Annotated in this window: 27 protein-coding genes; 4 read left to right on the top strand and 23 right to left on the bottom strand. The window is 46.4% G+C overall.

The window, feature by feature from the left end:
* The first annotated feature begins 28 nt into the window (after nucleotides 1–28).
* The 4 genes from wrbA to NH568_RS14220 all read left to right on the top strand — a co-directional run bounded on the left by wrbA (nucleotide 29) and on the right by NH568_RS14220 (nucleotide 4,950).
* Entirely contained in the window at nucleotides 29–625 is a 597-nt protein-coding gene (gene wrbA, locus NH568_RS14235) for an NAD(P)H:quinone oxidoreductase (RefSeq protein ID WP_253048317.1), read from the top strand.
* A 281-nt stretch (nucleotides 626–906) separates the two neighbouring features.
* On the top strand, nucleotides 907–1,287 hold the full coding sequence (locus NH568_RS14230; RefSeq protein ID WP_253048315.1) for a RidA family protein: 381 nt from the start codon (nucleotides 907–909) through the stop codon (nucleotides 1,285–1,287).
* A gap of 47 nt (nucleotides 1,288–1,334) precedes the next feature.
* On the top strand, nucleotides 1,335–3,785 hold the full coding sequence (locus NH568_RS14225) for a LodA/GoxA family CTQ-dependent oxidase (RefSeq protein WP_253048314.1): 2,451 nt from the start codon (nucleotides 1,335–1,337) through the stop codon (nucleotides 3,783–3,785).
* Between the two features lie 55 nt (nucleotides 3,786–3,840).
* Nucleotides 3,841–4,950, top strand: coding sequence for an FAD-dependent oxidoreductase (locus tag NH568_RS14220; protein WP_253048313.1), 1,110 nt, complete (start codon nucleotides 3,841–3,843; stop codon nucleotides 4,948–4,950).
* A gap of 111 nt (nucleotides 4,951–5,061) precedes the next feature.
* On the opposite strand, the gene NH568_RS14215 is transcribed toward NH568_RS14220, so the two are convergent.
* From NH568_RS14215 to NH568_RS14105, 23 genes are all read right to left on the bottom strand, one after another.
* Nucleotides 5,062–5,985 (bottom strand): hypothetical protein, encoded by a 924-nt coding sequence (locus tag NH568_RS14215; RefSeq protein WP_253048311.1) that lies wholly within the window; start codon nucleotides 5,983–5,985, stop codon nucleotides 5,062–5,064.
* 9 nt (nucleotides 5,986–5,994) lie between these two features.
* Nucleotides 5,995–6,786 (bottom strand): hypothetical protein, encoded by a 792-nt coding sequence (locus NH568_RS14210; RefSeq protein ID WP_253048309.1) that lies wholly within the window; start codon nucleotides 6,784–6,786, stop codon nucleotides 5,995–5,997.
* 29 nt (nucleotides 6,787–6,815) lie between these two features.
* Nucleotides 6,816–7,820 carry a hypothetical protein gene (locus NH568_RS14205; RefSeq protein ID WP_253048308.1) on the bottom strand — a complete coding sequence of 335 codons (1,005 nt, stop codon included), beginning with the start codon at nucleotides 7,818–7,820 and terminating at the stop codon, nucleotides 6,816–6,818.
* Nucleotides 7,821–7,920: 100 nt separating this feature from the next.
* Nucleotides 7,921–8,190, bottom strand: a complete 270-nt coding sequence (locus NH568_RS14200) for a RebB family R body protein (RefSeq protein ID WP_253048307.1) — start codon at nucleotides 8,188–8,190, stop codon at nucleotides 7,921–7,923.
* Nucleotides 8,191–8,592: 402 nt separating this feature from the next.
* A complete protein-coding gene (locus tag NH568_RS14195) occupies nucleotides 8,593–9,990 on the bottom strand; it encodes an ATP-binding protein (protein ID WP_253048306.1) in 1,398 nt (465 codons plus the stop codon).
* Between the two features lie 131 nt (nucleotides 9,991–10,121).
* Nucleotides 10,122–10,514: a LysM domain-containing protein gene (locus NH568_RS14190; RefSeq protein WP_253048305.1), complete on the bottom strand. Its 393-nt coding sequence runs from the start codon at nucleotides 10,512–10,514 to the stop codon at nucleotides 10,122–10,124.
* A 64-nt stretch (nucleotides 10,515–10,578) separates the two neighbouring features.
* Complete coding sequence (locus NH568_RS14185; RefSeq protein ID WP_253048304.1) at nucleotides 10,579–11,262, bottom strand: hypothetical protein; 684 nt, start codon at nucleotides 11,260–11,262, stop codon at nucleotides 10,579–10,581.
* A 225-nt stretch (nucleotides 11,263–11,487) separates the two neighbouring features.
* Nucleotides 11,488–12,327: a glycosyl hydrolase family 18 protein gene (locus tag NH568_RS14180; protein WP_253048303.1), complete on the bottom strand. Its 840-nt coding sequence runs from the start codon at nucleotides 12,325–12,327 to the stop codon at nucleotides 11,488–11,490.
* A gap of 356 nt (nucleotides 12,328–12,683) precedes the next feature.
* Nucleotides 12,684–13,208 (bottom strand): hypothetical protein, encoded by a 525-nt coding sequence (locus NH568_RS14175; protein ID WP_253048302.1) that lies wholly within the window; start codon nucleotides 13,206–13,208, stop codon nucleotides 12,684–12,686.
* A 668-nt stretch (nucleotides 13,209–13,876) separates the two neighbouring features.
* Complete coding sequence (locus NH568_RS14170) at nucleotides 13,877–14,611, bottom strand: hypothetical protein (protein WP_253048301.1); 735 nt, start codon at nucleotides 14,609–14,611, stop codon at nucleotides 13,877–13,879.
* Nucleotides 14,612–14,654: 43 nt separating this feature from the next.
* On the bottom strand, nucleotides 14,655–15,011 hold the full coding sequence (locus NH568_RS14165; protein WP_253048300.1) for a hypothetical protein: 357 nt from the start codon (nucleotides 15,009–15,011) through the stop codon (nucleotides 14,655–14,657).
* A 153-nt stretch (nucleotides 15,012–15,164) separates the two neighbouring features.
* Nucleotides 15,165–15,584, bottom strand: coding sequence for a DUF4157 domain-containing protein (locus tag NH568_RS14160; RefSeq protein ID WP_253048299.1), 420 nt, complete (start codon nucleotides 15,582–15,584; stop codon nucleotides 15,165–15,167).
* 229 nt (nucleotides 15,585–15,813) lie between these two features.
* Nucleotides 15,814–16,071 (bottom strand): hypothetical protein, encoded by a 258-nt coding sequence (locus NH568_RS14155; protein WP_253048298.1) that lies wholly within the window; start codon nucleotides 16,069–16,071, stop codon nucleotides 15,814–15,816.
* 27 nt (nucleotides 16,072–16,098) lie between these two features.
* Nucleotides 16,099–17,517: a hypothetical protein gene (locus NH568_RS14150; RefSeq protein WP_253048296.1), complete on the bottom strand. Its 1,419-nt coding sequence runs from the start codon at nucleotides 17,515–17,517 to the stop codon at nucleotides 16,099–16,101.
* A gap of 26 nt (nucleotides 17,518–17,543) precedes the next feature.
* Nucleotides 17,544–18,029: a hypothetical protein gene (locus tag NH568_RS14145; RefSeq protein ID WP_253048295.1), complete on the bottom strand. Its 486-nt coding sequence runs from the start codon at nucleotides 18,027–18,029 to the stop codon at nucleotides 17,544–17,546.
* A gap of 14 nt (nucleotides 18,030–18,043) precedes the next feature.
* Nucleotides 18,044–19,051 (bottom strand): hypothetical protein, encoded by a 1,008-nt coding sequence (locus NH568_RS14140; protein ID WP_253048294.1) that lies wholly within the window; start codon nucleotides 19,049–19,051, stop codon nucleotides 18,044–18,046.
* Nucleotides 19,052–19,091: 40 nt separating this feature from the next.
* Nucleotides 19,092–19,451 (bottom strand): hypothetical protein, encoded by a 360-nt coding sequence (locus NH568_RS14135; RefSeq protein ID WP_253048293.1) that lies wholly within the window; start codon nucleotides 19,449–19,451, stop codon nucleotides 19,092–19,094.
* 40 nt (nucleotides 19,452–19,491) lie between these two features.
* Nucleotides 19,492–19,848: a RebB family R body protein gene (locus tag NH568_RS14130; protein WP_253048292.1), complete on the bottom strand. Its 357-nt coding sequence runs from the start codon at nucleotides 19,846–19,848 to the stop codon at nucleotides 19,492–19,494.
* Between the two features lie 14 nt (nucleotides 19,849–19,862).
* The gene (locus NH568_RS14125) at nucleotides 19,863–20,054 is read right to left on the bottom strand and encodes a RebB family R body protein (RefSeq protein WP_253048291.1); all 192 of its coding nucleotides are present in this window, start codon (nucleotides 20,052–20,054) and stop codon (nucleotides 19,863–19,865) included.
* 82 nt (nucleotides 20,055–20,136) lie between these two features.
* Entirely contained in the window at nucleotides 20,137–20,403 is a 267-nt protein-coding gene (locus NH568_RS14120) for a RebB family R body protein (RefSeq protein ID WP_253048290.1), read from the bottom strand.
* Between the two features lie 70 nt (nucleotides 20,404–20,473).
* Entirely contained in the window at nucleotides 20,474–20,740 is a 267-nt protein-coding gene (locus NH568_RS14115; RefSeq protein WP_010380819.1) for a RebB family R body protein, read from the bottom strand.
* A 137-nt stretch (nucleotides 20,741–20,877) separates the two neighbouring features.
* Nucleotides 20,878–21,177 (bottom strand): RebB family R body protein, encoded by a 300-nt coding sequence (locus NH568_RS14110; RefSeq protein WP_039607636.1) that lies wholly within the window; start codon nucleotides 21,175–21,177, stop codon nucleotides 20,878–20,880.
* 230 nt (nucleotides 21,178–21,407) lie between these two features.
* A complete protein-coding gene (locus NH568_RS14105; RefSeq protein WP_253048289.1) occupies nucleotides 21,408–22,634 on the bottom strand; it encodes an AraC family transcriptional regulator in 1,227 nt (408 codons plus the stop codon).
* Between the last annotated feature and the right edge of the window lie 78 nt (nucleotides 22,635–22,712).

Below are 22,712 nucleotides of genomic sequence, written 5' to 3'. Positions count from 1 at the left end.
CGCCGCGGCAACTCACGGAGAAACGAAGATGACGAAAGTACTGGTTTTATATTATTCAAGCTATGGTCACATTGAAACCATGGCACAAGCCGTTGCTGAAGGTGCCGGTTCAGTTGAAGGCGTACAAGTGACAATCAAACGTGTTGCTGAGTTAATGCCGGAAGAGGTGGCTAAAAATGCAGGGGTTAAGCTGGATCAGGCCGCTGAGATTGCTGCGCCGGCAGAGTTGGAAAACTATGATGCCATTATTTTCGGCACACCAACACGCTTTGGCAATATGGCATCGCAAATGCGCAATTTCTTGGATCAAACGGGTGGCTTGTGGGCAGCCGGTAAGCTGATTGGTAAAGTCGGTAGTGTGTTTACCTCTACCGGTACGGGTGGCGGTAACGAAACCACCATACAGTCTTTTCATACGACCCTGTTCCATCATGGTATGGTGGTGGTGGGTTTACCCTATGCTGCAGCTGAGCTGACAGATATTTCTGAAGTCAGAGGCGGATCGCCACTCGGTGCTGCCTGTATTGCGGGTGCAGATGGCAGCCGCCAGCCATCTGACAAAGAGCTTGCGTTGGCGAAGTTTCAGGGTCAACACGTAGCTGGTATCGCCGCGAAATTGAAGTAACGCGATTGAACAAAGCGTAATGTTTTTTCATTACGCTTTGTTTTTACTCATATAAATCTTTCCCACTCACAGACGTCGTCTCGCGCCATACTGAGCTATTCAATTTGTATTCGATGTGTTGAGGTCCCGTGTTTATCTTCCAGGTGTAACAGCTTGTAATGGAATAATTTTAGTTTCTCTCTAGACTTTAGCCCAGTTTTTACGACTGAGACCTATTCGCAGTTGAATGTGTTGCCAGTCGGTTTTCATGCATATCTACGGCAATTTCTTAAGGAGGAATTATGTCTATTGAAGCGGTTCAGGCTCCCCTTTATCCACCCTGTCGGGTTGTTGGTGATTTGGTCTTTGTGTCAGGCCAGAATGCTGAGGTTAATGGCTATATTCAGTCAGAGAATATCGTTGACCAGACCAAGACAATTTTTGAGTTACTGACTGTCACCCTGGCCAGCGTCGGGTGTACTTTTCAGGACGTGATTAAAGTTAACGGTTTTTTGCATACCGAAGATGACTTTGAGCAATTCAATCAGGTGTACCGAGAATATTTCGGTCCACAGCATGGCAGCTATCCTGCGCGCTCCATGGCATTGGGTGTATTGACCCAAAAGCATCAACAAAACAAAGCACTCATTGAAATCGAGCTAGTGGCACAAAAGCGCACTTAACGCAGTGTCCTATCTTTATATTTGGTCCACAAGGCGAAGGAACTAACATGTCAAACAGCAAATACAAAATTTATCCGCCACTGGGTATCGCGCGGGTTGGTAACGGACCTGCGGTAAAATCGTTGGCGATCCAGACTCCCGAAGTACCCTGGGCGCATTTGTACGATACTGAGGTTCAGTATCTGGTCACCGAGCAAGAATTGGTTTCATTGGTTGACAATGTGCTAAATCAGGATGCCAGAAAAGAACTTGAAGAAATTTATCAATCGTTTAGTGCCAGTGGTAAAAAAACACTGGAGTCAGCGAAAACAGCAAGGGTCGTGGGGATATTGAGTTTGTCTCACATGGTAGCTGCACCACAAATCATCCGTGCGCTGGACGACCTGGCACTGGAAACGGTAAGCGATGCCGATGGGTTTATTGCATTAGTCAGAAAAGCGATACTTAAAGTCCTGAGCGACCACTATTTACATGCAGTGAAAAAGCAGGCTCAGAATTTTTATATTTATCAGTGTGATGAAAATGGCAACCCAACCGAAAAACTCAAGCTTGAGGCGGGAGACAAGGTAACGTGGCATGTTGAGGTCGCGAATAAAAAGTCGTTCTGGTACGACTATAATAACGCGCTCGATTTGTCGTTAATGACAGAGGGCACAGGTAACCTGAGCCAGAATGTCAGTAAACACCGTCTTGCTCCCGCACAGACTGCGAAAAGACGTAACCCTAATGTGATCACGCACGGCTTGCGCAGACAACTCGTCATTGCCAGTCAGGGTTGTGTGTCGAGCGAAGCGGATACACAAGTACCACTGCGTGGTAAATTTCCCGCCAATGAACCCGACTCGCAAAACCGCCTGAGTGATTTGCTCAATATGTCACAAAGGCACAATGTACTTCAGGGGACCATAGAGTGTAGCCGTGAGGGAGTAATGACCTTTTTTGCGGGTGATGGCATTTCACAGGCGCTATCCCCGTCTTCATTGAATACGGACTTTGCGGATAATTCTAACTGGTTCGATGATATTTGCGATGGCCGTGTTACTGCCGTGGTAGAGTTGAAAAATGGCGATACTTTCACCATCGACAGTGAATCGGACAGTGCCTGGGTTGCGACCACACCTCCGGATTATGCACCTCAGATAGAGCCTTTGGTGACTATGTATGACATGGTGTCGGGGGCATCATTGAAAGAAAAAGAACTGGCTCAGTTAAACACTCAGTTCAGCGATGTTTTCCCCATTTTGTATCGACTATACAGAATGCAATGGGTTAATCAGGCGGACTTTACTGACAACGCAGTGAACACACAAATTCGTGAACTTAACAGTGAAGGGGCTTTTGGCCGCTTACTGGAAAGTTCGGCGACAGAAAAAACACTTAGAGAGAGCATTTTCAAACAGTTCAGAAACCCACTGTTTGATCAGGATGTTGACATTGAAGACGCGGGCCAGTCGAGCAGTGAGTGGGTCAGCACCAGCCGTATTATTCCGAGTAAAGACGCTACCAATATTGCAAATGAGCCAGCAACGTCCCGATTGCAAATTCCATTTTATCCCAATGATGGCGTTGATTATCCTGGCAGCCCGGTACAGTGGTTTGCAATTCCTCCGTTTATGTATCAGCACCTGCAAAACTGGGCGAACGGTGACTTCAGTGTAACTGATGCTGAGAAAGCCTGTGCAGCAACCATAGATGAACTAGGGCTCTTCTACAGTGAGGTGTTCCAGCGCTCTGAAAACAGTGCATTGCTGTGTGCTCGCGGTGCCCTGGATGCCTTGTATGGTGGTGGGTTTCATCCTGGCGTAGAGCTGACCTGGCCTATGCGTCATGATCTTATTTACAGTAACAACCAGTACCAGGGCGGCGTCACACCTGAGATTAACTTGCTGGGTTTGAGAGAGTTCAGACTGAGACAAGATCCAGCCGGTCTGGCTTCTGCCAACATGTATCAGGATTTTGGTCATATCATCAGTGTGGAGAATGTAGCGGAGTCAATTATTCCCGACTCTAAAGCCGCCTGGCTGTGGCAAAACACCCCTGGCGATCTGACTAAATGGATGGGGATCCCCTGGCAATCGGATGCCGCGAGTTGCCAGGCAGTCTATACGCCGGAAGACTTCCCAATCCCTTCGTGGTGGGCAGCAAACCTGCCTGTTCATATCCTGCCACTGGCCAGATATAACAAGTTTAAAGACAGTCAGTCAGTGGATGCGCCGACTATCAACGGCATGCAACACTCCGTGGCACAGGGTATGTCTCAAGAGACCTTTGAACACTTGCGTCTGGAGCAGTTTTCGCAACGTCTTGATTGGTTGCATACTGCTGACCTCGGGTTTGTGGGCTACCATGCTGAAGGTGGTTATACCAATGGATTGATCCAGATGGTCAGCCAGTGGAAGAATATGGCGATGGTTATGGCCCGGCCGGTGGATAATCCAGGGACGTCTGGCATACCAAATGTGGTGTATGTCGCATACAGCGAAGCCGACAAGGACTAGCAGTAGCGTTGAGAAGCACTAAGGTGCTTCTCATCATTGAGGAAGTAATATGTGTGTGAGCAATAAGTATGATTGCGTTATTGTAGGTGGCGGGATATCGGGCACTGTCACTGCCTGGCAATTGTTCAGGCAGGGTCTGAAAGTGGTAATCGTTGACCCCCGGAGTGCACCCGTTATGCGTCTTGCTGAGAGCATGCCTGCCAGCGCAGAGCCCATGATGCACCGGCTGGGACTGCTTGAATTACTCCAGCAGGAGCCGCACTCTATGCACTCTGGGCAGATTTCGTCTTGGGGAGAGCCGGTACTGCGTGAAGCGCCTCTGAGTGACCGCCATCACGGCTGGAAAGTCGATAAATCGGTGCTGACGACACAAATTCAGACACGACTACCTGAGAAGTGTCTGTTTAATGGAAAAGTCGTTGAGGTTTCTGAGCACGACGATGTCTGGTTCTGTCGGGTAAAATCGGCGCAGGATGGGTCTGAACATAGTCTGGAGAGTCGGTTTATTGTCGATGCCAGTGGCCGGCAAGGATACTTGCCCCGAGTATTAAACCTGCCAAGACACACATTCGACAAACTGACGGCTTTTGTTGCCAACGTACCGAGCCCTTTCAATCTGAAGGGATTATCACCATCTGTGGTGGTCGAGGCCTTTGAGCACGGCTGGACGCTGATATCTCGCCTGAATGCAGAGCAAAGTATGTTGGCAATTTTCTGCAATCAGCATACTCCCGGTTTTAGTCAACTCAAACATAGTCGTAACTGGCATGATATAGCAGTCAACACGCCATGCTTTTACAACGCATTGCCCGAACAGCCTTTTACGGTAAAAGCCATCAATGCAAGTAGTCATATAATGGGACGTTTGAATGGTAAGAACTGGTTGCTGGCAGGTGATGCTGCCATGGCTTTTGATCCTTTGTCTTCTCATGGTATGACAACGGCAATCTATATGGCAGAAAAAGCGTCGCAGGCTATATTAGCGGCACTCAACGGTGAAACTACTGCTTTACACCTATACAGTAAGTCCATGACTGAAATCTACAACAGTTATCTCAATGAGCTGTTTGGGTATTATCGTCGTGAACAACGCTTTCCCGACTCAGAATTCTGGAGAAGTAAGCAAGGTATTCAACAGCCCGAGGTCCGTAACGTGATTGGCTAGTAATGCCGAAAAGACGTCAGGTAACCCGAACTGCACCAATTGATACAGAATGCATAACTGACCTGCCACGATATTTCTTAGTCATGGAAGAGGACCGCGGCAGTTAAACAATTATTGTTGGCTGCTTGGCAGGTATTGCTCCCAGGATGATACCATAAACGGATATTCTCCGGTGACATCAACCCTGCTACGCCAGAATTGCAGCGCGCCTGTGTTAATGCCCTGGTAGGCAAAGATCACATCGGCGACCAGTCTGTCGCCACTTTGACTGGTTTGCACGTCTACATTCACCAATTGGTAGCCATTGGGGTTGGGACCATCCCGGCGACTCTGATAGCACAAGTGGTAAGACTGCTGATAAACAGTCGGGTTATTGTACAGCGTATAATTAAGCGCGCGTGTTGCATCGGTATCACCTGCGGATATGTCGAGTGAGGTGATCTCTGTTACCAGATTTTGAAATTGCTCTTTGCCGTGGTTATCTCCGTGTAACACGTCACCAAAGGGGAGTGCACTGACTGGCACGATGGCCTGTACCTGTATGGTGTTATAGGGTTGTAATTGCCCAATAACCACCATTTGAGCCGCTTCATCGTTTTGTGCCCGCCCAAGTGCCGTAATGCATTGTGTAAGCAGTTCATCCGTTGGGATGAGCAGAGTATACATTTGTTCATTATAGCGATTGTCCAGCACCCACTGCATGCTATAAGCAATATACCGATTTTTAGCCTGATTTAACCCCTTAAACAGCGTTTGGTATAGCTGGTTATTTCGATTCAATCGTTGCAGTGCGATGTCATCATTGATGTTTTCAAGCATAGGTAACTGGGTTTCGTTGCTGCCGAGGAGGCTATTCTGGTAGAGCTCTTTTTCCAGGTTTAGATTGGGGAACTTTGCGTTTATAAACCCAACGGCATAGGCGTACTGGTCGGGTTGTCGTGGTGTTTGCATATCGGGATCCGCAGCAAACATACGCTGAGCTGTATCCGAATGAAGTAACGGCGTATTTTGCTGATCGGTAATAGTTAAAGTCATAGGACCTCCTTAATTACTTTTTGCAAACGGCGAAAGCCGTGATGAGACAAAAGGATATTGATTGGTGACATCAATGCTACAGGCATAACGCATGCGCTCTGAACTGGTCATGATAAACTCAAAACTGTGCCGCGCGGGTTCTGCACTTGAAGGCTGAACATGAATCGCTTGCACATCCTGAAGCAGTAAAGTGCGTTCGTTAGTGATCACAATCTGATAGAAGTGACTCAGGAAATAATTACTGGCTCTGTCTTTAGCGCTCAAACCCACATTGGGTTTAAGGACTGGTAATGGCAACTGGCTACTGGCCAATTGGCCGTCGGTTAATGTTGGCACTGTGATATCTGCACTGTCAATCAGGTGCTTGACACAGACCATGGGCAGAGCGGTGCCATCGCTGTAATACGGGATATCGAGCCCGGTCATTTGGCCATTTACAATGTAGGTTGCTTGCGCCTGACTGGTGGTATTGATGAGTGCATCCAGTTGAGTGGGTGTATCGGGGGTAAGGACATAAGTATCGATCAGATTAATTGTCAGTACCCAGGTTGCCTGCTGTGCCAGGTACAAAAATGGCCGATATGTTAGTTGCGGCTGATTATCAGTTTTAACCTGATAATTAAAGACGGTGTGAAAGTCGTCCGGGCTGGCTTTGATTGACTGTGCCGCAGCTTCATATTGTTTTTCGAGGTTTAAAGTAGGGAAGCTGGGCTGTATTTTTCCGATTGCATAGATAAGCTCACCGCTATCATACTCTGCAACGCGCTGCACTGGCGCGGAATGGTTAGTGGGCGTATTCATTGTGAGTTTCCTTAGCCGAAAATCTGTCGCTACATAGTCTGAAGCGGCATGAATGACTGTATTTCTGTATTGATAAAGGGATACAGACCACTGACATCGACCCGACAGAAATAATAATGGTGCCTGGTGGAGGTATTTTCTTTATAGGTCAGTGTGATATCCACAATTCGGTGGTCGGACAGCGCATCAAATCGGCTAAAGGTGATCCTAACGAGAGATGCGCTGGGGAGTGAATTAGCCCCTGCGTTCATTTTATGCGTTTGAGCATAGATATCGGGGTATCGAAAGGCAACGAAGTTTTTGGCTCTGTCGAAATCGCTACGCCCCGGGTTTGGCTCAACCTCCAGCGCTCTGATGACATCTTGAATGGCGTTGGTCTCAGCTCTCGATATTTTTTGAATGGTGTGGTGCAACTGGGATAAAGTGTGATGGTAAATTTGCTGACAGACCACCTCGGGTAAATCCAGCGAGCTATGGCTGCTAGTGATATGGCCAATCACACAGGTATAAACCGTCTCCAGCGTATTCTTAGGAGGCTGTAATGCTTCAATAAGCGCCTGTAACTCAGCGGGTGTTGCCGGGTTTAACACATAGCTGTGCGCTTGCTTGATTGACAATACCCAGTCTACCTGTTCTGCCAGATACAAGTACCTGTTCCTCGAGGGGCTATCAACTGGCTGAGATAGGTTGGTGAACACGGCATAGTAGGCTTTGTCGTCAACGCCTAACTCTGTCGCAGCACTTAGAAATTGTCGCTTGATCCCTTCATTGGGGAAGACGATATCTACCTGACCCAATGCATAAATGTAGTCATAAGTGTTACGTTGCAGAGTTTGCTCAGCGAGCTTTTCTTCTGGCTGACGCTGAACAGGCTGTTTGTTGTCATGCTTTAGATCGTTTTCAGCGTCACATGTTTGCTCTGCGTCCACTTGAGGGTCTGTCACTTGAACTGAGTGAGTTGACTGTGGAGCTGTGTTTTTTTCAGGATGGGCAGGCGGGTCAACAGCAGCTCCGTCGGTGTTCAATTCGTTCATAATTTTCTCTCCGGGAGTGAGGAAGTGCTGATGGAGCACAGCACTTCAGTGAGTGTAATGCCTCTAAATTCATTAGGCTAAATACAGGTTTGGTGAGTGGTTAACTACCCAGGATCTTTGTAGTTGCAATCCCTGTAGACGCAGTGTCAATTGAATATAGTGTTGTGACGCCCATGGTTGTAGCTGCCTGCGCTGTCACTGCCATTTGTTGCTGTGCAGTGGTTGCGTTATGCGCTGCATTGGCGAGTGCCTGAGAGGTAGCCTGAAACAGATTACCCATCGACATAGCAGGCGCATCACCCAGCACTTTGACATTGGCCTGAGTAACAGAATCTGTGATTTGGTCGTTTACTGAAGTTGGAAATGCCATGATTTATTCCTTAATGGTTAGTTGCTGTTTTGCGTTAATAAGTAAGGAATAATTTAGCGTGTTGTGACGGTGAAGTTTTGGTTTAACTTGTTGAACTAGTGGTATATTTAATGGCTTTTTAGACGCTCAGTTTTAACAGTATATCGTCGGTTTTTAATACTTGCTCTATCTGGTGCAGTGACAAGCATTGGCAAAGAAACAAAGTAGCCCCGATACGGGGCTCCATAATTCCACGCAACAGGGCTAGTAACTCAATTGACATTTCCAACATATGTTGGCGTTTCTAACTATACCCCTGAGTGCTTTTACCAACTTGGTAAAAGTTACGATTAGTGCATAAGAGGCATTGTATATTGATATCACCGTGTGTACTGCCAAATGTGGAGACAGCCGCTCACCGTGTTACCACCTCAGCGAGGTTTGATGCTCTGACAGGCGGGCTATCCCGTCTTTGATATCTTTAAGTTGTATCTCTTTGCGGTTTTGTGCCAGCAGCCTGAGTGACACAAAACGCAACACATTGATAATGTCGGCACCACTGAGTGGGTATTGTTGCGAGAGTCTGGCAAGGCACACATCTGGTGACAAACGAGATTGATCGCACAGTCCGCTTTGCCATATTTCAAAGCGCTGCTCTGCTTTTGGGGCCTGAAACTCAACAATGGATTCAAAGCGGCGGAAAAACGCATCGTCTATGTTGTCTTTATAATTGGAAGCAAGGATCACAACGCCGTTAAAGTGTTCAATGCGTTGCAATAAGTAGGCGACGTTCTGGTTAGCAAATTGGTCGTTTGATGAGCTGGTTTGTAAGCGTTTACCAAACAGGGCATCGGCTTCATCGAAAAACAGGATCCAATTCCTATGCTCTGCCAGAGTGAATAACTGCTCGAGGTTTTTTTCTGTTTCGCCGATGTACTTGGAGGTGATCAGTGACAAGTCTACTTTGTAAACTGGGTGATTCAGTGCCTTACCCAGCACACTCGCGGTGAGTGTTTTACCTGTGCCTGGTGGGCCATAGAAGAGTGCCCGGTAGCCCGGTCTGATCTGCCGGCCAATGTGCCAGTGCGAACGCAGCGTTTCGCCATGTTGCACCCAGGCTACGATTTCATCGAGCTGTGCCCTGGTGGTATCGGGAAGTTTTAAATCGTCCCACTCCAGCACAGAACTGACAAGACTGGCCGGAAAGTGATGACTGGTTTCTGGTTGATAAGGTTCCCCTGTGGTGAACAGTTGCACATATTCAGGTTTTAGTGTGAGCGCGGTATGTAACACAGGGCGCTCTGCCTGATCTGGCTCTGAGCTCAGTATTTTTTTGAGTAAAGCGCTGCTACATAGTCGCTCTAATATCTCAAATTGCGTTGATAATTGTGTACCATTAAACAAAAACGAGGCTGTTGTTCCCGTGGCCAGCAGTTGGCCCTGCGATTCCACAATGCCGAACTCTGTAAAAGGTCTATTGGTCTGTTCATTTATAGAAAGAAAAATGTCAAACAGGCTGGGCCGGATAACGGGCACCAGGGCAAGAATGATGACCAGCCGTTCAACTGCGGTTGGATTGTGTGGAAAGACAGTAGCCGCAAACGGAGAGCCATAATCCTGCGATGTTGATGTGGTGGACGGAGGTTCCGGTGCCGTTTCTGGCGGTGTTAATGCAGTTGGCTCCTCAGGTGAACTAAAATAGCGTGAAACTCTAAACTGAATGGTCCTTTCCAGCCACAAACATTCGTTTTCTAAGTCATGTGCATTTTGTGCGGCGTTCGAAGGAGAGAGTTCAGGCCCTTTGGGTGCGGGTTGCCACATGGGATATTCCTCATTGTCTTGATTGACGACATTAGTCAGCGGGTTTATTCCTGTGAGTGTAGCTTGGAGCTTGCAGGATCCGGCTGGTAACTATGAGGAATCTTTTGGTAATTTTAATGAAAACAGTGGCCTTAACCCGGTGGTGTTTCGACGCAATGATGTGCCGTCGTATACCTGATTTTTGGTGTAAATGGGATCATTAAAACCTGACCTGGCTTTAACTTGCTGAGATCAGCGTGTGCATTGTGCTCTATGAGGTCCATGACAGTAACGCCTGCTACATTTGCCAGCGCGTCACAAATTGAATGTAGCGTGTCACCTTTCATTGTTTCATAGTAAAAATGCCCACTTGCCTTAAAGTAAGGGATTTTGATAGTCGTTTCGCTAGGTAATTCTTCTGATAACAAGGTTGGGTTCAGTCTCTCGATGTCGACAGGTGAAATACCAGCACTCGCTCTCAGTGAGATGCTGATCAAAGCCAAAGTATCGCCCGGCTGAACGGTATATAGGAGTAGGGTACGCATAGGAAGTGACCTGTATTAAGAGCAGGGGGGCGTTGGCATACCTGCTCATATGGGAAAAAAGGCGTTACTGAACTGCCCAGTAAATCGGGAATGATCCCGTATTGTCACCTATCGTTATAGTGCGTACTTTGGCGCCGCTACCGGATTGCTCAAACGGCGTATAGGTAGATTCAAGTACCCGAGCATTAGTTTGCTGCTGTTGTTGCACTTCGTCGCCCAATATTCCTACTGAGTAACCAGATTGAAAAATTTGATGTTCTATCGCCTGAATCTGGTCAGAAGTGACACCCTTATCAGCTTTGGTCAATTGCAACCAGACGGTAGTGCCGATTGGAATAGCAGCTGTACTAAGTGCGCTAAGTACATCGGCAGCAACTGCTGACGGGGTTGGTGCAGTGTTGCCCGACGTTGTTTTGTTAGTAAGTGCTGAGGAGTCCAGAATATATACAGGCATTAAAGCTAATTCATAGCCGTGCTGGTCATTTGTGCCTGTTATTCTGTTGGTTTCTTGTGCCGTTAAGGGGATATATTGACTGGAACCATCTGACTGGTTTAGGTTTCGCATACAAAAGGTGTAACCTTCGCTTTTGTACTTGTCTGCAATACTTGGTTTCATTGTACCATTATAGATAAAGCCTTTTGAATGTGGGTGCGCGACGGTTGAATATGCATGTTGTAACTCAGGTGTGTTGGTTATTTTGACATAGCCTGGATTATCTTTGGAACCTAAAGCGGGTGCGTTACTCATAATAAAACCTCTAAAGTTAAGTGTCATTGATGTGGGAGTTGTAAAACCAAGTAATCGATTTGGTTGAATTAACTATAAAAGAGGTTTCTTTTACCAACTTGGTAAAAATGGGGGTTGAATTGGTATATGTTACTTACTCGAGTTTTATTTTCTTATTTTGATATGCGAAACGAAAAAGGCCGTCAAAAGACGGCCTAATATCAGCTTAACTGCTTTTTATTTTAGCTATTTTAGCGCTTGTGAAATCGTTTCGATCCAGAGGCCATTTTGGTCACTTGAGAATTGCCAGTTCATGATACCACCCAATTGAGAGGTATTTTGAATAGGAACAATGACCTCGTTAACTATATTGCGTGCTGGCATGTACCCGGAACCAGCATCGTGCATAGAAACAGGGAAACCTGCCACTATTTTTTCTGGTGACATGTTCGGAAGTTTGGTGTAGTTGAGATACGAGCTGACTATCAGATCAGGGTTAGCGCTCCATGGTGGGTTGTTGTAAAACTGCACATTTAGCCAGTCAATATCCTGGCCAGCCTGTTCTACCACCTCAATATAGCCAGCCATAGGACCGCCTTGTTCCAGGTAAGGGGGTTGAGGTGCATGAGAAATAATATAGTCGGGGCTGGGCAGTCGTTTTCTGAGCTCCTGAGTCAAAGATATTAAGAATTGTGCACCGTCGTACCCGGCATTACCGGTGAATGCTGCGGTGTCCTCGTAATCAATATCAATACCATCGAGTTGATGTTCTTTTACAAAATTTGCGAGAGAATCGGCCAGTCGTGGCGTGTCCTCAGACAGTGGGCGATAAGCGTTGAAATCCATGTCGCCGCCGCCAAAGGAAATCAGTACTTTCTGCCCTTTTTGTTGCATTGCCTTGATTGCCTCTATAGTGCTCCCTGTAAAGCTAGAATCAGTCGCTGCGATGGCGCCACTTAATATCAGGTTAAACGGATTGTCGTGTGATGAAGACAAGAATGCCAGATTCACGACATCATATGGTAGTTCGCTGGCGTTTATCAGTGGGATCGCGCCAGAATTGTAGTAGGTAATCGTTTTAGACATGATAGTTCCTTGTATATGTTTGACTGTAAGAGAGGGTTGCGCAGTCAGCTTAGCTACACCAGCAATACCTGACTTGGTAAAAGTTACGACGTTCAGTATGCAGACAACTCAATATAACTTCTCGCAGGTTTAGAAAACGATGTTGCAATGCCTCGGCCATGACCTGCTATCAGTCAGAAAAACTTAGCTGAGTCTGTGATAGATTGATATTACATATGATTACAAGATTCTGATTGAAAAAGCGGTTTAGGAGATTAGTTTTTGTTCCTAAGCAACAAGGTCGGGCCATTTTTTAGCTGTCCTTGTTGCAGGATATTTGTTTTGCTGAGTGTGCGTTGTCGTTGTGCGGTAGTGAGTTAATTAAGACGTTCTTTAAGCTGATGCAATCGTCTTTCATATTCCCCCATAATATTGCTCACTATCCAGCTGGCAATGACGCCACTGCCTACATGTGCTGCGCGAATAGCCTGATATTCGGGATAAGAATGCTGTAGCCACTCGATACCCGCGCTGATTGTACTACCGATGATCAGGCCTAATATACTGGCGTACTTGTTGTAAAAACCTCGCGCAGAGTCCATGGCTTCTTTGGCAACGGACAGATCTGATGTTTTTATTTCTTCCAGACCAAAATTCAGAATGCGATTGGCAATAATCACGTCATCTCGCTGTGGGTTAGTAAAACCCGGGAAAAAAGCCAGAAACCTGGCGATAAGAGCAAGAGCCGTGGTTTTACGAGATGGGAAAATGTCCACACTGGCAGGAGGTGTGGTTTGATCTATGTCTGGCTGAGGCACTATGACGGTTGCCTCTTGTTCGGAGTCAACAGAGCTTGTCAGTGCTTGGTCACTGGTATTGTGTGCAGAATGTAATGTATCCATAACTAATCCTTTTGCGTGTAGGCAGATTGTGTTGTGAATAACTTAGTAAGTAATATGTCTCGGGGCTTGGTATTTTTTATGCTTTAGGGGATGTTTAACTGATGCCTATGGCTGTGGGTGATTTATAAGCTAACCGATATTTTTTGGATCCTGTAACAGGTTCTGTGTAACTCCATTTCTGCATTCAATGCTGCTTCAACTGTGATCTTTTTCAGCATTTAAAGCCACTTCAGTGATTAGCCTTATCGACGGCGTTAAAATGCCATCTTTGCCAGTTAGATCCTGACTAGCCTGGCGCGCCTTAAAGGCTTTGTCGATCGACGTTTTGGGTCATGTGCCACTCCAGATTCAATCATAATACTGAAATGACACAGAATTCTGAACACTACCAGTTAAAGCGCATGCACACCTCACCGAGTAAGCTGATGAAAATAGCAAAGTCATCTCATTTCTGAATATTTCTTTGCATTCATTGCCTCTTCAAGTCACATGATACAAAGCACCAGAAAATTCCAATCGCAAAGGTCGGCTCATAATTAATCAACAAAGTTAAAAAGGTTAACTAATCATAGCCAGTTTTGTGATTTGTGCACGGTGCAAGACCTGACCCCATTGGCTCAATAACACCTCTATTTAGGTGGCCAAAATCACAACGCCACTGCATTCTTTTAGGCTGATTGAGTAGGGGAGTTTATGATAGCCGAATCCCACTTGTAGGTTTCAGCATAAGTATTAAATTGCTCTATAAAATCTGCAAGTGACTGTTCAATAATTACTTCCCCTTCCATAGGGTCATAAATCTGCACATTATTGTCTTTTATTACTATCGCTACAGCATGTACGTCATTTGCTAATACTCCTCGTACCAAATCCGTGCCGTCTAGAGTTTCGAGAAGGCGGCCCAAGTTATCTATGCCTATCTCACTGGCTTCTAGCTCTGTAGATACTCTTTCTGCTTGACTAATTGGTTCCAAATCTGTGGCTGCCCATACAGCCATTGTTTTTTGATCTTCTTCAGTAAAATCCCAAAAACCTACGTTTCCTTCGTCCCCCCATGTTTTTGCCCATAATATTGACATCGCATTACACATTCGATTGATTTCCACGTAGTAATCATCAAAATCTTGTATTAGATCGGCTACGATGTAGTTTTCAGGTTCAATTGAGTTCATGTATATTCTGGGTAGTTTTAGCTTGCCTTTTGTAAGGGTTATTTTCATTCTCTGAATTGGAAATGCTGTTCCAGCGTTTTGAATATTGTACTTGTTGTCAACCGTCATACCTTTACATTTGTTCAGTTTTTTTTTGACGGATGTTGGGTGGCTTTTCATTGCTTTTTTTAAACCAATGAGCTTAAAATTTGTGTTAATTGTTTTCTTTGTTTCTGTTTGTGGTGTGTACATAGTCTATATCCATTGTTATAAAGTTAATAATAAGGTTTGTAAGTTACATTTTTTGCCTTGTCCATTGTGAATAGTTCTCTCCATATAATGCACGGTTCTTACTCACCCAGTTTCTACAGAATGGATTGTTGCTAAAATCACTGTTGTATAACTGTCTAAATCTTGCCCTTATTTGTGACATTTGCAGCTGCCTTTCACCCTTTTGATGTTTTTGCTTGTTTGACGCAGTTTTACTACCTTGTTTTTTATGATTGAGTTGTATGGGGAAACTTGGCCCACCATTCAGTCTCATTCCCCTTGTCATGGAATCAGGAGAAAACACATCTCGTTCAGTGCAGTCTTTCTTCTTATAAATTGAACTTTCAATTTTTTGCTTTAATTTATCTATTTGAGCATACATGTCTAAATACTCCTTAGTATTGGTTTATTGAATGTTGTTTTCTCTTTAGCTTTCATTGACAGAATCAAGGCCTGGTCTTGCATCTTTAATCCTCCCTGTATATGTTTTAAACGGGGACTTGGTTGCTTTCCCCAGTCCAACCGCCATAGCCAGCTACTCCTGCCCACCCAAACGCAGCGCCAGTTTGCCCCACTCTGTGGCCTGTTGCTCAAGCTTTGGATCGTCATTTACCGCTACGCCATTGACCTCAGTGGTAGGCTTGACCATCCCCAGCGCCTGCTGTGCAATATGCCCCAGTTCATGGGGCAGATGTTTCTCCTGACCGGGCGACAGATAAATATCACGTCCTTGTGCATACGCGTGGGCTTGAACCTGTGCTGGTTTGGGCGAGTTATAATGCACCCGCACATTGGCCAGATTCACGCCGGTAAGCTTTTCCATGCCCCGCCTCAGACGGGGCGGCAGGGCACGGCTGACAGGTTGAATGCCCGTTGTTGTGCGTCGTTGTGCTGGTCCTTGAGTAACGGGGCGAGTAAAGCGGTTTTGCTTCACCTTAAGTTGATAAAACGCCATGGGGTTATCCCGTGTTTGCTGGATGTATTTACTATAGATGAGCGGTTTAGAGGGAGATTGGTAAAAAAGCGCCAGTAGTTGGTACTTGTCAGTAAGTTAAAATTATATTCAGACATTGCTGGTTCATTGTTCTCTCATCCTGTCTCTGGAGAGGCTTGGGCTGATAGAGATTTCCAGGCAAAAAAAGACCCGAACGGGTCGGGTACTTTGGCTGGAACTCGCTTCTGCATTATTCCGTCGCTTCCACTGCCTCAGTTGCTATTTGCTCCGCCAAGTCAGGAGTTGTATTTGAGGGCGAGTTAAAGGCTTGCTGATACATGCTCTGATCTGCCGCAACAACGGCATTTCTGGCGACATCTTCGGCCTCAAAAGGCGTGGTAGTGGCGTATCCGGTGGATTGGGCTGCCGTGTCAGCATCGGCTTGTGCTACCGCCTGGGTAGCTTGTTGCTCGGCGCCGTTCACTGCTTGATCGTATAAATTACTCATGGCTGATTTTCCTTACATATGGTTAAGTTATGCACTATGCAGTGCGTCGAATGGGCCTTCCACCCAAACATCGTTTTGTGTGAATAAATTCAGTAGCTCCAGGGGGCGGGAGCTGGCCAGCTCAGCGAAAGAGGTTTCCCAGATATTGCGCTCAGAACGAACTTTGATCAGTTTATGCTTATCCTGCTGCCAGTTCAGGGGCAGAAACACGCATTTTTCTTTGGGTTTTTGTCCGTATAATTTGTCTCTGGCCGAGAGAAATACGAGGTTACGCTTGTGTGTTTCTGTCAGCTGAGATTCCTCAATACAGTAGCGTAGTGAGGCTCTGAACCAGGCGGGAAAAACGCTGCGTTCTGGTATCGATAAGTTTTCGGGCAGGGAAGGCTCTGCGTCGCTGAGCTCCTGTTCGTCGGACTGATTATGCCAGGTTTGTAAGGCATCGATACTCAAGCTTCTGAACTGAAGTATAGGTAGCGAGTCAATAAATGAGCTCATATCTGATTGTTTACTGTGCCTGAAGTGTTCAAAGGCCAGGTGTAACTGGCTGAGTGCACTCAGCCGAGCAATCACCAGCTCTGGTCGGTTTAACCCCAGCAACTGAATACTGTTCTGGCCTTTACTGAGCTGCTTTAACCTGTCTTTGTCCAGTGAATGAAACCAACTCGTAAACTCTGGTAATTGATGAAAGTCAGGTGCGTGACGCAAAATGTCCGGGTGTGACCAGATTTCTTTTGCTACGCCGTCAAGGTGTAATGTACGGGTATCCATTAAAAAGGCGGCCAGTAAATCAAAAGGGTATGCACGGCCGGTTACAGGGTCAAAGCGAATAAACAGTCTGGGGTCTTCCTCATAGGGGTTGATGAGCAACGGTTGTTCCTGTTCAATACTGATCGCAGGCAGACGCAGACCTGCCAGTGGAAATCGTCCGCCTTTATGCTGTTCATGGCATGCCTCGCAGACAAATAGCAGGTTTCGCTGTTCATAGGCTTGTGAGTAGTAGGGAGAACAAGTGGTAACCGTACTTTGTCCGGACTCCTGCTCTGTTTCCAACAGCTCTACAGGGCGAAAGTGTCCGACTTTTCCTCCATCAGTTGCCGACAAATAGCTTTCGCAGTAGGCGCAGCACCCCCGATTAAGCTGTGCCAGATGTGTCCTGAGGTGCGCAGAGCTGAACAGTGAGGTATCAAAAGCCGCGTAGTTAAACCCGCTTGTCACGACATCCTTGCCCAGCTCGTCGGTTCTGAGTGTAATAAACACCAGATTGTCTACCAAGTCTGCAGCATAACCTTCATCAATGAGTTGCTGGCGGTCCTGAGTTGTCAGTGTATGGTACTTAGGTGCGTCCGCTAATCGTGATACCAGCTCTTGCATTTGCTTGTTTGCCGCATTCACTTTTACTTTTTCATCGGGTAACCAGGTGAGCGGACTAAAGTTAATTCTGATCATGACGAGGTAGCTCCTTATCTTGTGATTTAACCCTCGGGTGTTTCTGTGCTACGTTGCATGACTTCACTTTGAAAAGCCTGATTTTGTTGCATCAGCTGAGCCTCCATGTTCTTAATGGTCGTTTCCATGGCTTGCTGAGCTGCCTGGGCACTTTGTTGAGCGGCCAGCTCTTGTTCCGTGTAAACTTGTTTCATATGAGTGTTTTGCTCTTCCAGATAAGTTACCTGAGCGTTGAGCATTTGTTCCTGATTTGGCTCTGCCTGAGTCGTCTCGTCATTCAATGTGTGAGGTGACGCGCTGACAGCCTCGCTTGCCAGTGCGTGATTAATACGGGCCAAATGTTGACGCGACTGATCAACAAGCTGAGATGACTGCTGTAAAGACTGATCTATGGTCTGCCGTGCACTGGCTAGCATGGCGTCTATGTCTGACAAAATGGTGTTCAGCTGTGTAGGCATAACGACTTGGGTCAACTCACCGAGCGCGGCTTTTTTCTGTTGTGCTGGGTTCATGTTTTTTTCTCCGGTTAGGCGGCTGTCGGCCAATGGTTAAATAGGCTCAGGCAACCCTGACTGTCTACGTTGAGCAAGGCTTCACTGTTGTGTAATTTAAATAAATAGTGACGACAAAGCCCGGCTTGACACACAAAACTGTCACTGGCTAAGGCATTGCTCAGAGTGGTTTGAAGTGTGCTTAAGTAATCATTTGCAGCCTTTACCAGATCGTCAGTATGCAAGTCGATATTGAGTACAATATTGAGTAGCCCAGCGCTGAAACTACTGAATCCCAGGTTATTGCCTCCTTCATGCCACTGCTTTATTGCGTTGTGCAGGTCAATGGCCTGTAGCTCAAAGGTCACAATCGGAGAGTCGAGGTTGCTGTTTACTACTGGCGCCAGTATGTCAACAAGGTGATCGGGTGTACCGGGCATTTCTTTTTTGTTGTTTTTCCATGCCAGATAAATGCAAAAGTAGTGAGCAAATTCGCTCAGGCTTTGTGCTTGTTGTGTTGCCCACTGGCAAGCTGGGATCACTGTCTGATTTGATAGATCATACACTTGCTCACAGTAGCAGATAACGCTGTATAATGTGAGCTGATCATGGAACGAAGCGCCCCAGCCCAGCGTGTGATAATTGAGATTATAGCGTCGGTAAAAAAGGGCTATTTTGTTTAAAATGGCACTGTCTACCAGTCGATATTTGGCCAGAATGCTTGCTAGCCTGGCTTTGTCAGTTTCTGAATCCCGGTTACTGAATGTTGCCAGATCCCTGAGGTCGTTGGTACTTAGCTCCAGGAGCTTTTTGATGTCGACAGACAGGGGGATCTGATGTAAATACAGCATCGTTGAGTTCATTAGTCCCAGATACAGTTGCTCGATAAATTGCGCTTCTGAGGTGAAACTAAGTACCTCACTTTGTTGTATGAGTGCATCGGTGCTGTGTGCACCCTGATTAAGAAACTGGATCAGGGTCTGCGTTTTATCAGCAAACTGGTCAAGTTGCTCAATCTCTTTATTGTTCACAATGATCGTCATATTCGTCTCCTTAGTCGCCGTTAGCCTTGTATTTGTTCAGCTAACTGCCACCATCGGGAAAATTGTCGAGCAGGTTACTGGCTGAACTACCTACCGCACCAAAGTTTTTGGTGCCATTTTCTACCATTTTATTTGCGGCTTCGATAATGCCAGCGTAATCACCGACTGAGCCGGTGGCCAACATCTGAGAAATGGCGACTCCCATAGCCGTTGTCGCCATTGTATTGATATTTCTAAGGTTATCGGTGGCATCCTGGATAGCTATGGCAGTTGACTGTGAAACCGACTGATAGGCCTTGCCGGCGCCGGAGAGTTTGTTTAGCTCGCCGTTCAGACTGGCGTTTTTTAACACATCCAGTGAAGTCTGTGTCGATGGCCCGACATTTGTTAACTCGTTCATATGCTGTGCCTCTGTTGGTTATTTTTTGCAGTGCGCATCTTTATGACTTAGCTGGAGTCTGCGAATCGTCTTGTTTCTTCTGCGAATCGTCTTGTTTCTTTAGAAGCTCCTTTACTAACGCTTCTACCTGACTTGGGTCCGGTTTCACTTCTGGCGTCGGTTTCTTAGCAGGTGGAGGTGGCGACTGCTGGAGCATTTTTGCACAGCTCGCGGCTGCGGCAGCCGAAGCTGAAGTTTGTGCATTTTGCTGCGCAGAAACGGCATTAAACATCGACATACCTATGGTTTCACTCGCAGTAACATTCAGCATGCCCATTGACTGCATAGGTGCAGATCCCATCAGCAAAGTGTTTATTTGATTCACCGAATCGGTGATTTGATCGTTTATAGTACTCATAATGACTTCCTTAGTTATCCAGATTTAATGGCAGCGGCACCGGCTGCGACCATGAGTGCGCAGCATTGAGCAACAGCAGTGCTGGATGTCAGCTGGCTGCGTGCTTCATTTTGCACCGCATTTTCCATCAACAACGAAATAGAATGGCCCATGGTTGTTGATGCGACAGCGAGTGAAAACCCGTTGGCTTCAAGTGTGTTTAACACAGCGATTCCTTATTAAACCCGGTCAGATGACGCTGACCGAAATGGTACTGATACGTTTAGTATCAGTACCCGGGCGGCTTGCTTAACGGAAAACCTTGTGAATGCCTTCTGCCGTTGTTGCTGTATTGACGCTCATGAGCGTATCAACACCCTGAACCAAAGCAGCTTGGGCTGTAACCGTATTGTTTTGCTGGCTGGTCGTGGCGTTGTGTGCTGCGTTTGACAGCGCCTGGCTGGTTGCAATCATAAAGTTACCAGTTGCAATAGCAGGTGCATCACCCAGTACTTTGGTGTTCACTTGTGAGACAGAATCAGTAATTTGACTATTTACAGCGGTTGGAAATGCCATAACTATTTTCCTTTTAAAGTTTTAATAAATAGGCGTTATTGCCTGGTTGTTTAAGACTGAGAAGAGACCGCTACGCAAAAATTTTGCTGGTCGCAACGCCAGTCGTTGCAGTGTCAATGGAGTAAAGAATATTTACACCCATTGTGGTTACCGCTTGGGCGGTAATGTTTGCCTGTTGCTGTGCTGCCGTTGCATTATGTGCTGCGTTGGCAAGCGCCTGAGAGGTCGCCTGAAACAAGTTACCCATAGCAATGGACGGTGCGTCGCCCAGTACCTGTACATTGGCTTGAGTAACTGAATCAGTAATTTGACTGTTTACTGCGGTTGGAAAAGCCATCGTGTCGTCCTTATTTTTGTTTTCAAATTAAGCCTGGTTGTTGCCGGCCTTATTCTGGGTGTTGTAAACCTGCGCTTTGTAATTGCAGTTGCGCCATTTCAGTTTGTAGCCACGCGCAACCACGGATGCAAAGTGCATTAGTTGCCTAACCCTGCGACAGGTTGTTTCTGCGGTTGCAGAATGCGTTTGGTCGCAATGCCTGTGGTCGCTGTATCAATTGAGTACAGGGTTGTAACACCCATAGTGGTTGCAGCTTGTGCAGTCATGGCTGATTGCTGCTGCGCAGACGTAGCGTTGTGCGCAGCATTGGCGAGTGCCTGAGACGTTGCCTGAAATAAATTCCCCATAGACATAGCGGGTGCATCACCTAGTACTTTGACATTGGCCTGTGTGACGGAGTCTGTGATTTGATCGTTAACTGCGGTTGGAAATGCCATAATTTCACCTATTTGCTTAGAGTTTTTGAATAAAATACAAGTTTGGTGTCTGGTTCATCATGCTTTTATGGAGTCGCCTAAACACTGAGGTCAGTATAGAAAAAGCCAGGTGTCAGGAATTGGCAGGAACACGTGACTTGATTGGTAAAATCGTGGTGATAAGTTGGTAAAACGGTTGATTGCGTTGTGTGCTGATTCCAAAAGCAATCAGCACAAGGCTTACTCATTGACTAATGCTTGGTGCGCTGGTCGCGGTACACACCCGGACTGACACCAACGACTGATTTAAACTTTCTGACAAAGAAGCTCAAGTCAGAGAAGCCAACATCGTCACACACTTCTGTCACCTGACTGTAGGGGTCTTCACGTAGTAGTGTCATCGCCGTTTTGATTCGGATTCGTAGTAAGGTTTGTTTAAACGATTGGCCCACATAGCGTTTAAATAAGAACGATAAATGTGACGGACTAACACATGCATAACTTGCAACTTCGCTCAGGCTCAGTGGCTTTTTGAAGTTTTCATCTATATATTGCAGCGCACGGGCCAACGCCGGGTGAGGTTTATTGGCAGCTTGTAGTTTGAGAAGCGGGGCGGTGAACTGCTCAGTGCCTGTGCTTTGGGGCTCAAATGAAAGTTCATTATCACAGGCAATGAGCGACTGAATTAACGTGGTGAATTCATTGCTAACTCGCTTCGATGGTGCGTTATCAGGTACTTCGGGGTATTGGCTGTGAGTATCGTTCATGGCCGGAAAAATGCTGATGAGTAGTTGTTTGGTGATCTCCTGTTGGCCACTCAAGAATGACAGCTTGTCCAGGCAGCGTTTAAGCTGCTTAGCGTTGTGTGGCCAGTTATAAGCCGTTAGCATTGCCATTGCTTGTTTGTCTATTTGCAGGTTTTCTAAATGCTGACAGGTTTCTTTGTAATGGCTTATCAAATCGGGTATATCTTCCTGGCGCTCAGCTAATGATGGAATGCTCAGCTCAAGGCAATGGTAGTGCAACCAGCTTAAAAATGAACTGTGTTGTGGTTCTATTAAGGCTTGGTCATGCTTTTGGGTGGAGGTAGAAGTAATGAGTCTTGGAGTCGCGGAAGCGGTGTTCAGATTAAGCCAGTAGTCTTTAACAGCTTCGGCTTGTTCGGGAGCCAGTGCATCTATATTCTTCAGGTAAAGTGTGCCATCGCGTGTTTGTGAGAGCAGAGATTCTAGTTTTGTGACCGCGCAACTGTCATCCCAATGATTCACACAAGAGACAACCAGTGGATGAGAGTCTGTTTTTCCCAATTGATGTAGATGACTTACCGCTAAGTGTTTACCACTGCCAGGTTGGCCAATGATGTGGACTGGCAAGTTACACTGTGCAAGTAAAACGATTTGCTGTTTTAGTTTAAAAAGTGCGTCACTACTGCCAATCCAGGGCTGTGCCTTTGGTGTTAGTTTCAAAAGTGTAGACATGGTATTTCCTTGTTTTCAGGTTATGTGAAAAACATGCACTTCCAGCAAGTGCTGGAGGTGCATGCCGTGTGGTCAAGG

The organism is Pseudoalteromonas sp. XMcav2-N, from assembly GCF_024124545.1.
GTDB lineage: Bacteria > Pseudomonadota > Gammaproteobacteria > Enterobacterales > Alteromonadaceae > Pseudoalteromonas.
Note: the sequence above shows the minus strand (reverse complement) of the source record. Positions and strands in the feature narration are given on the sequence as shown.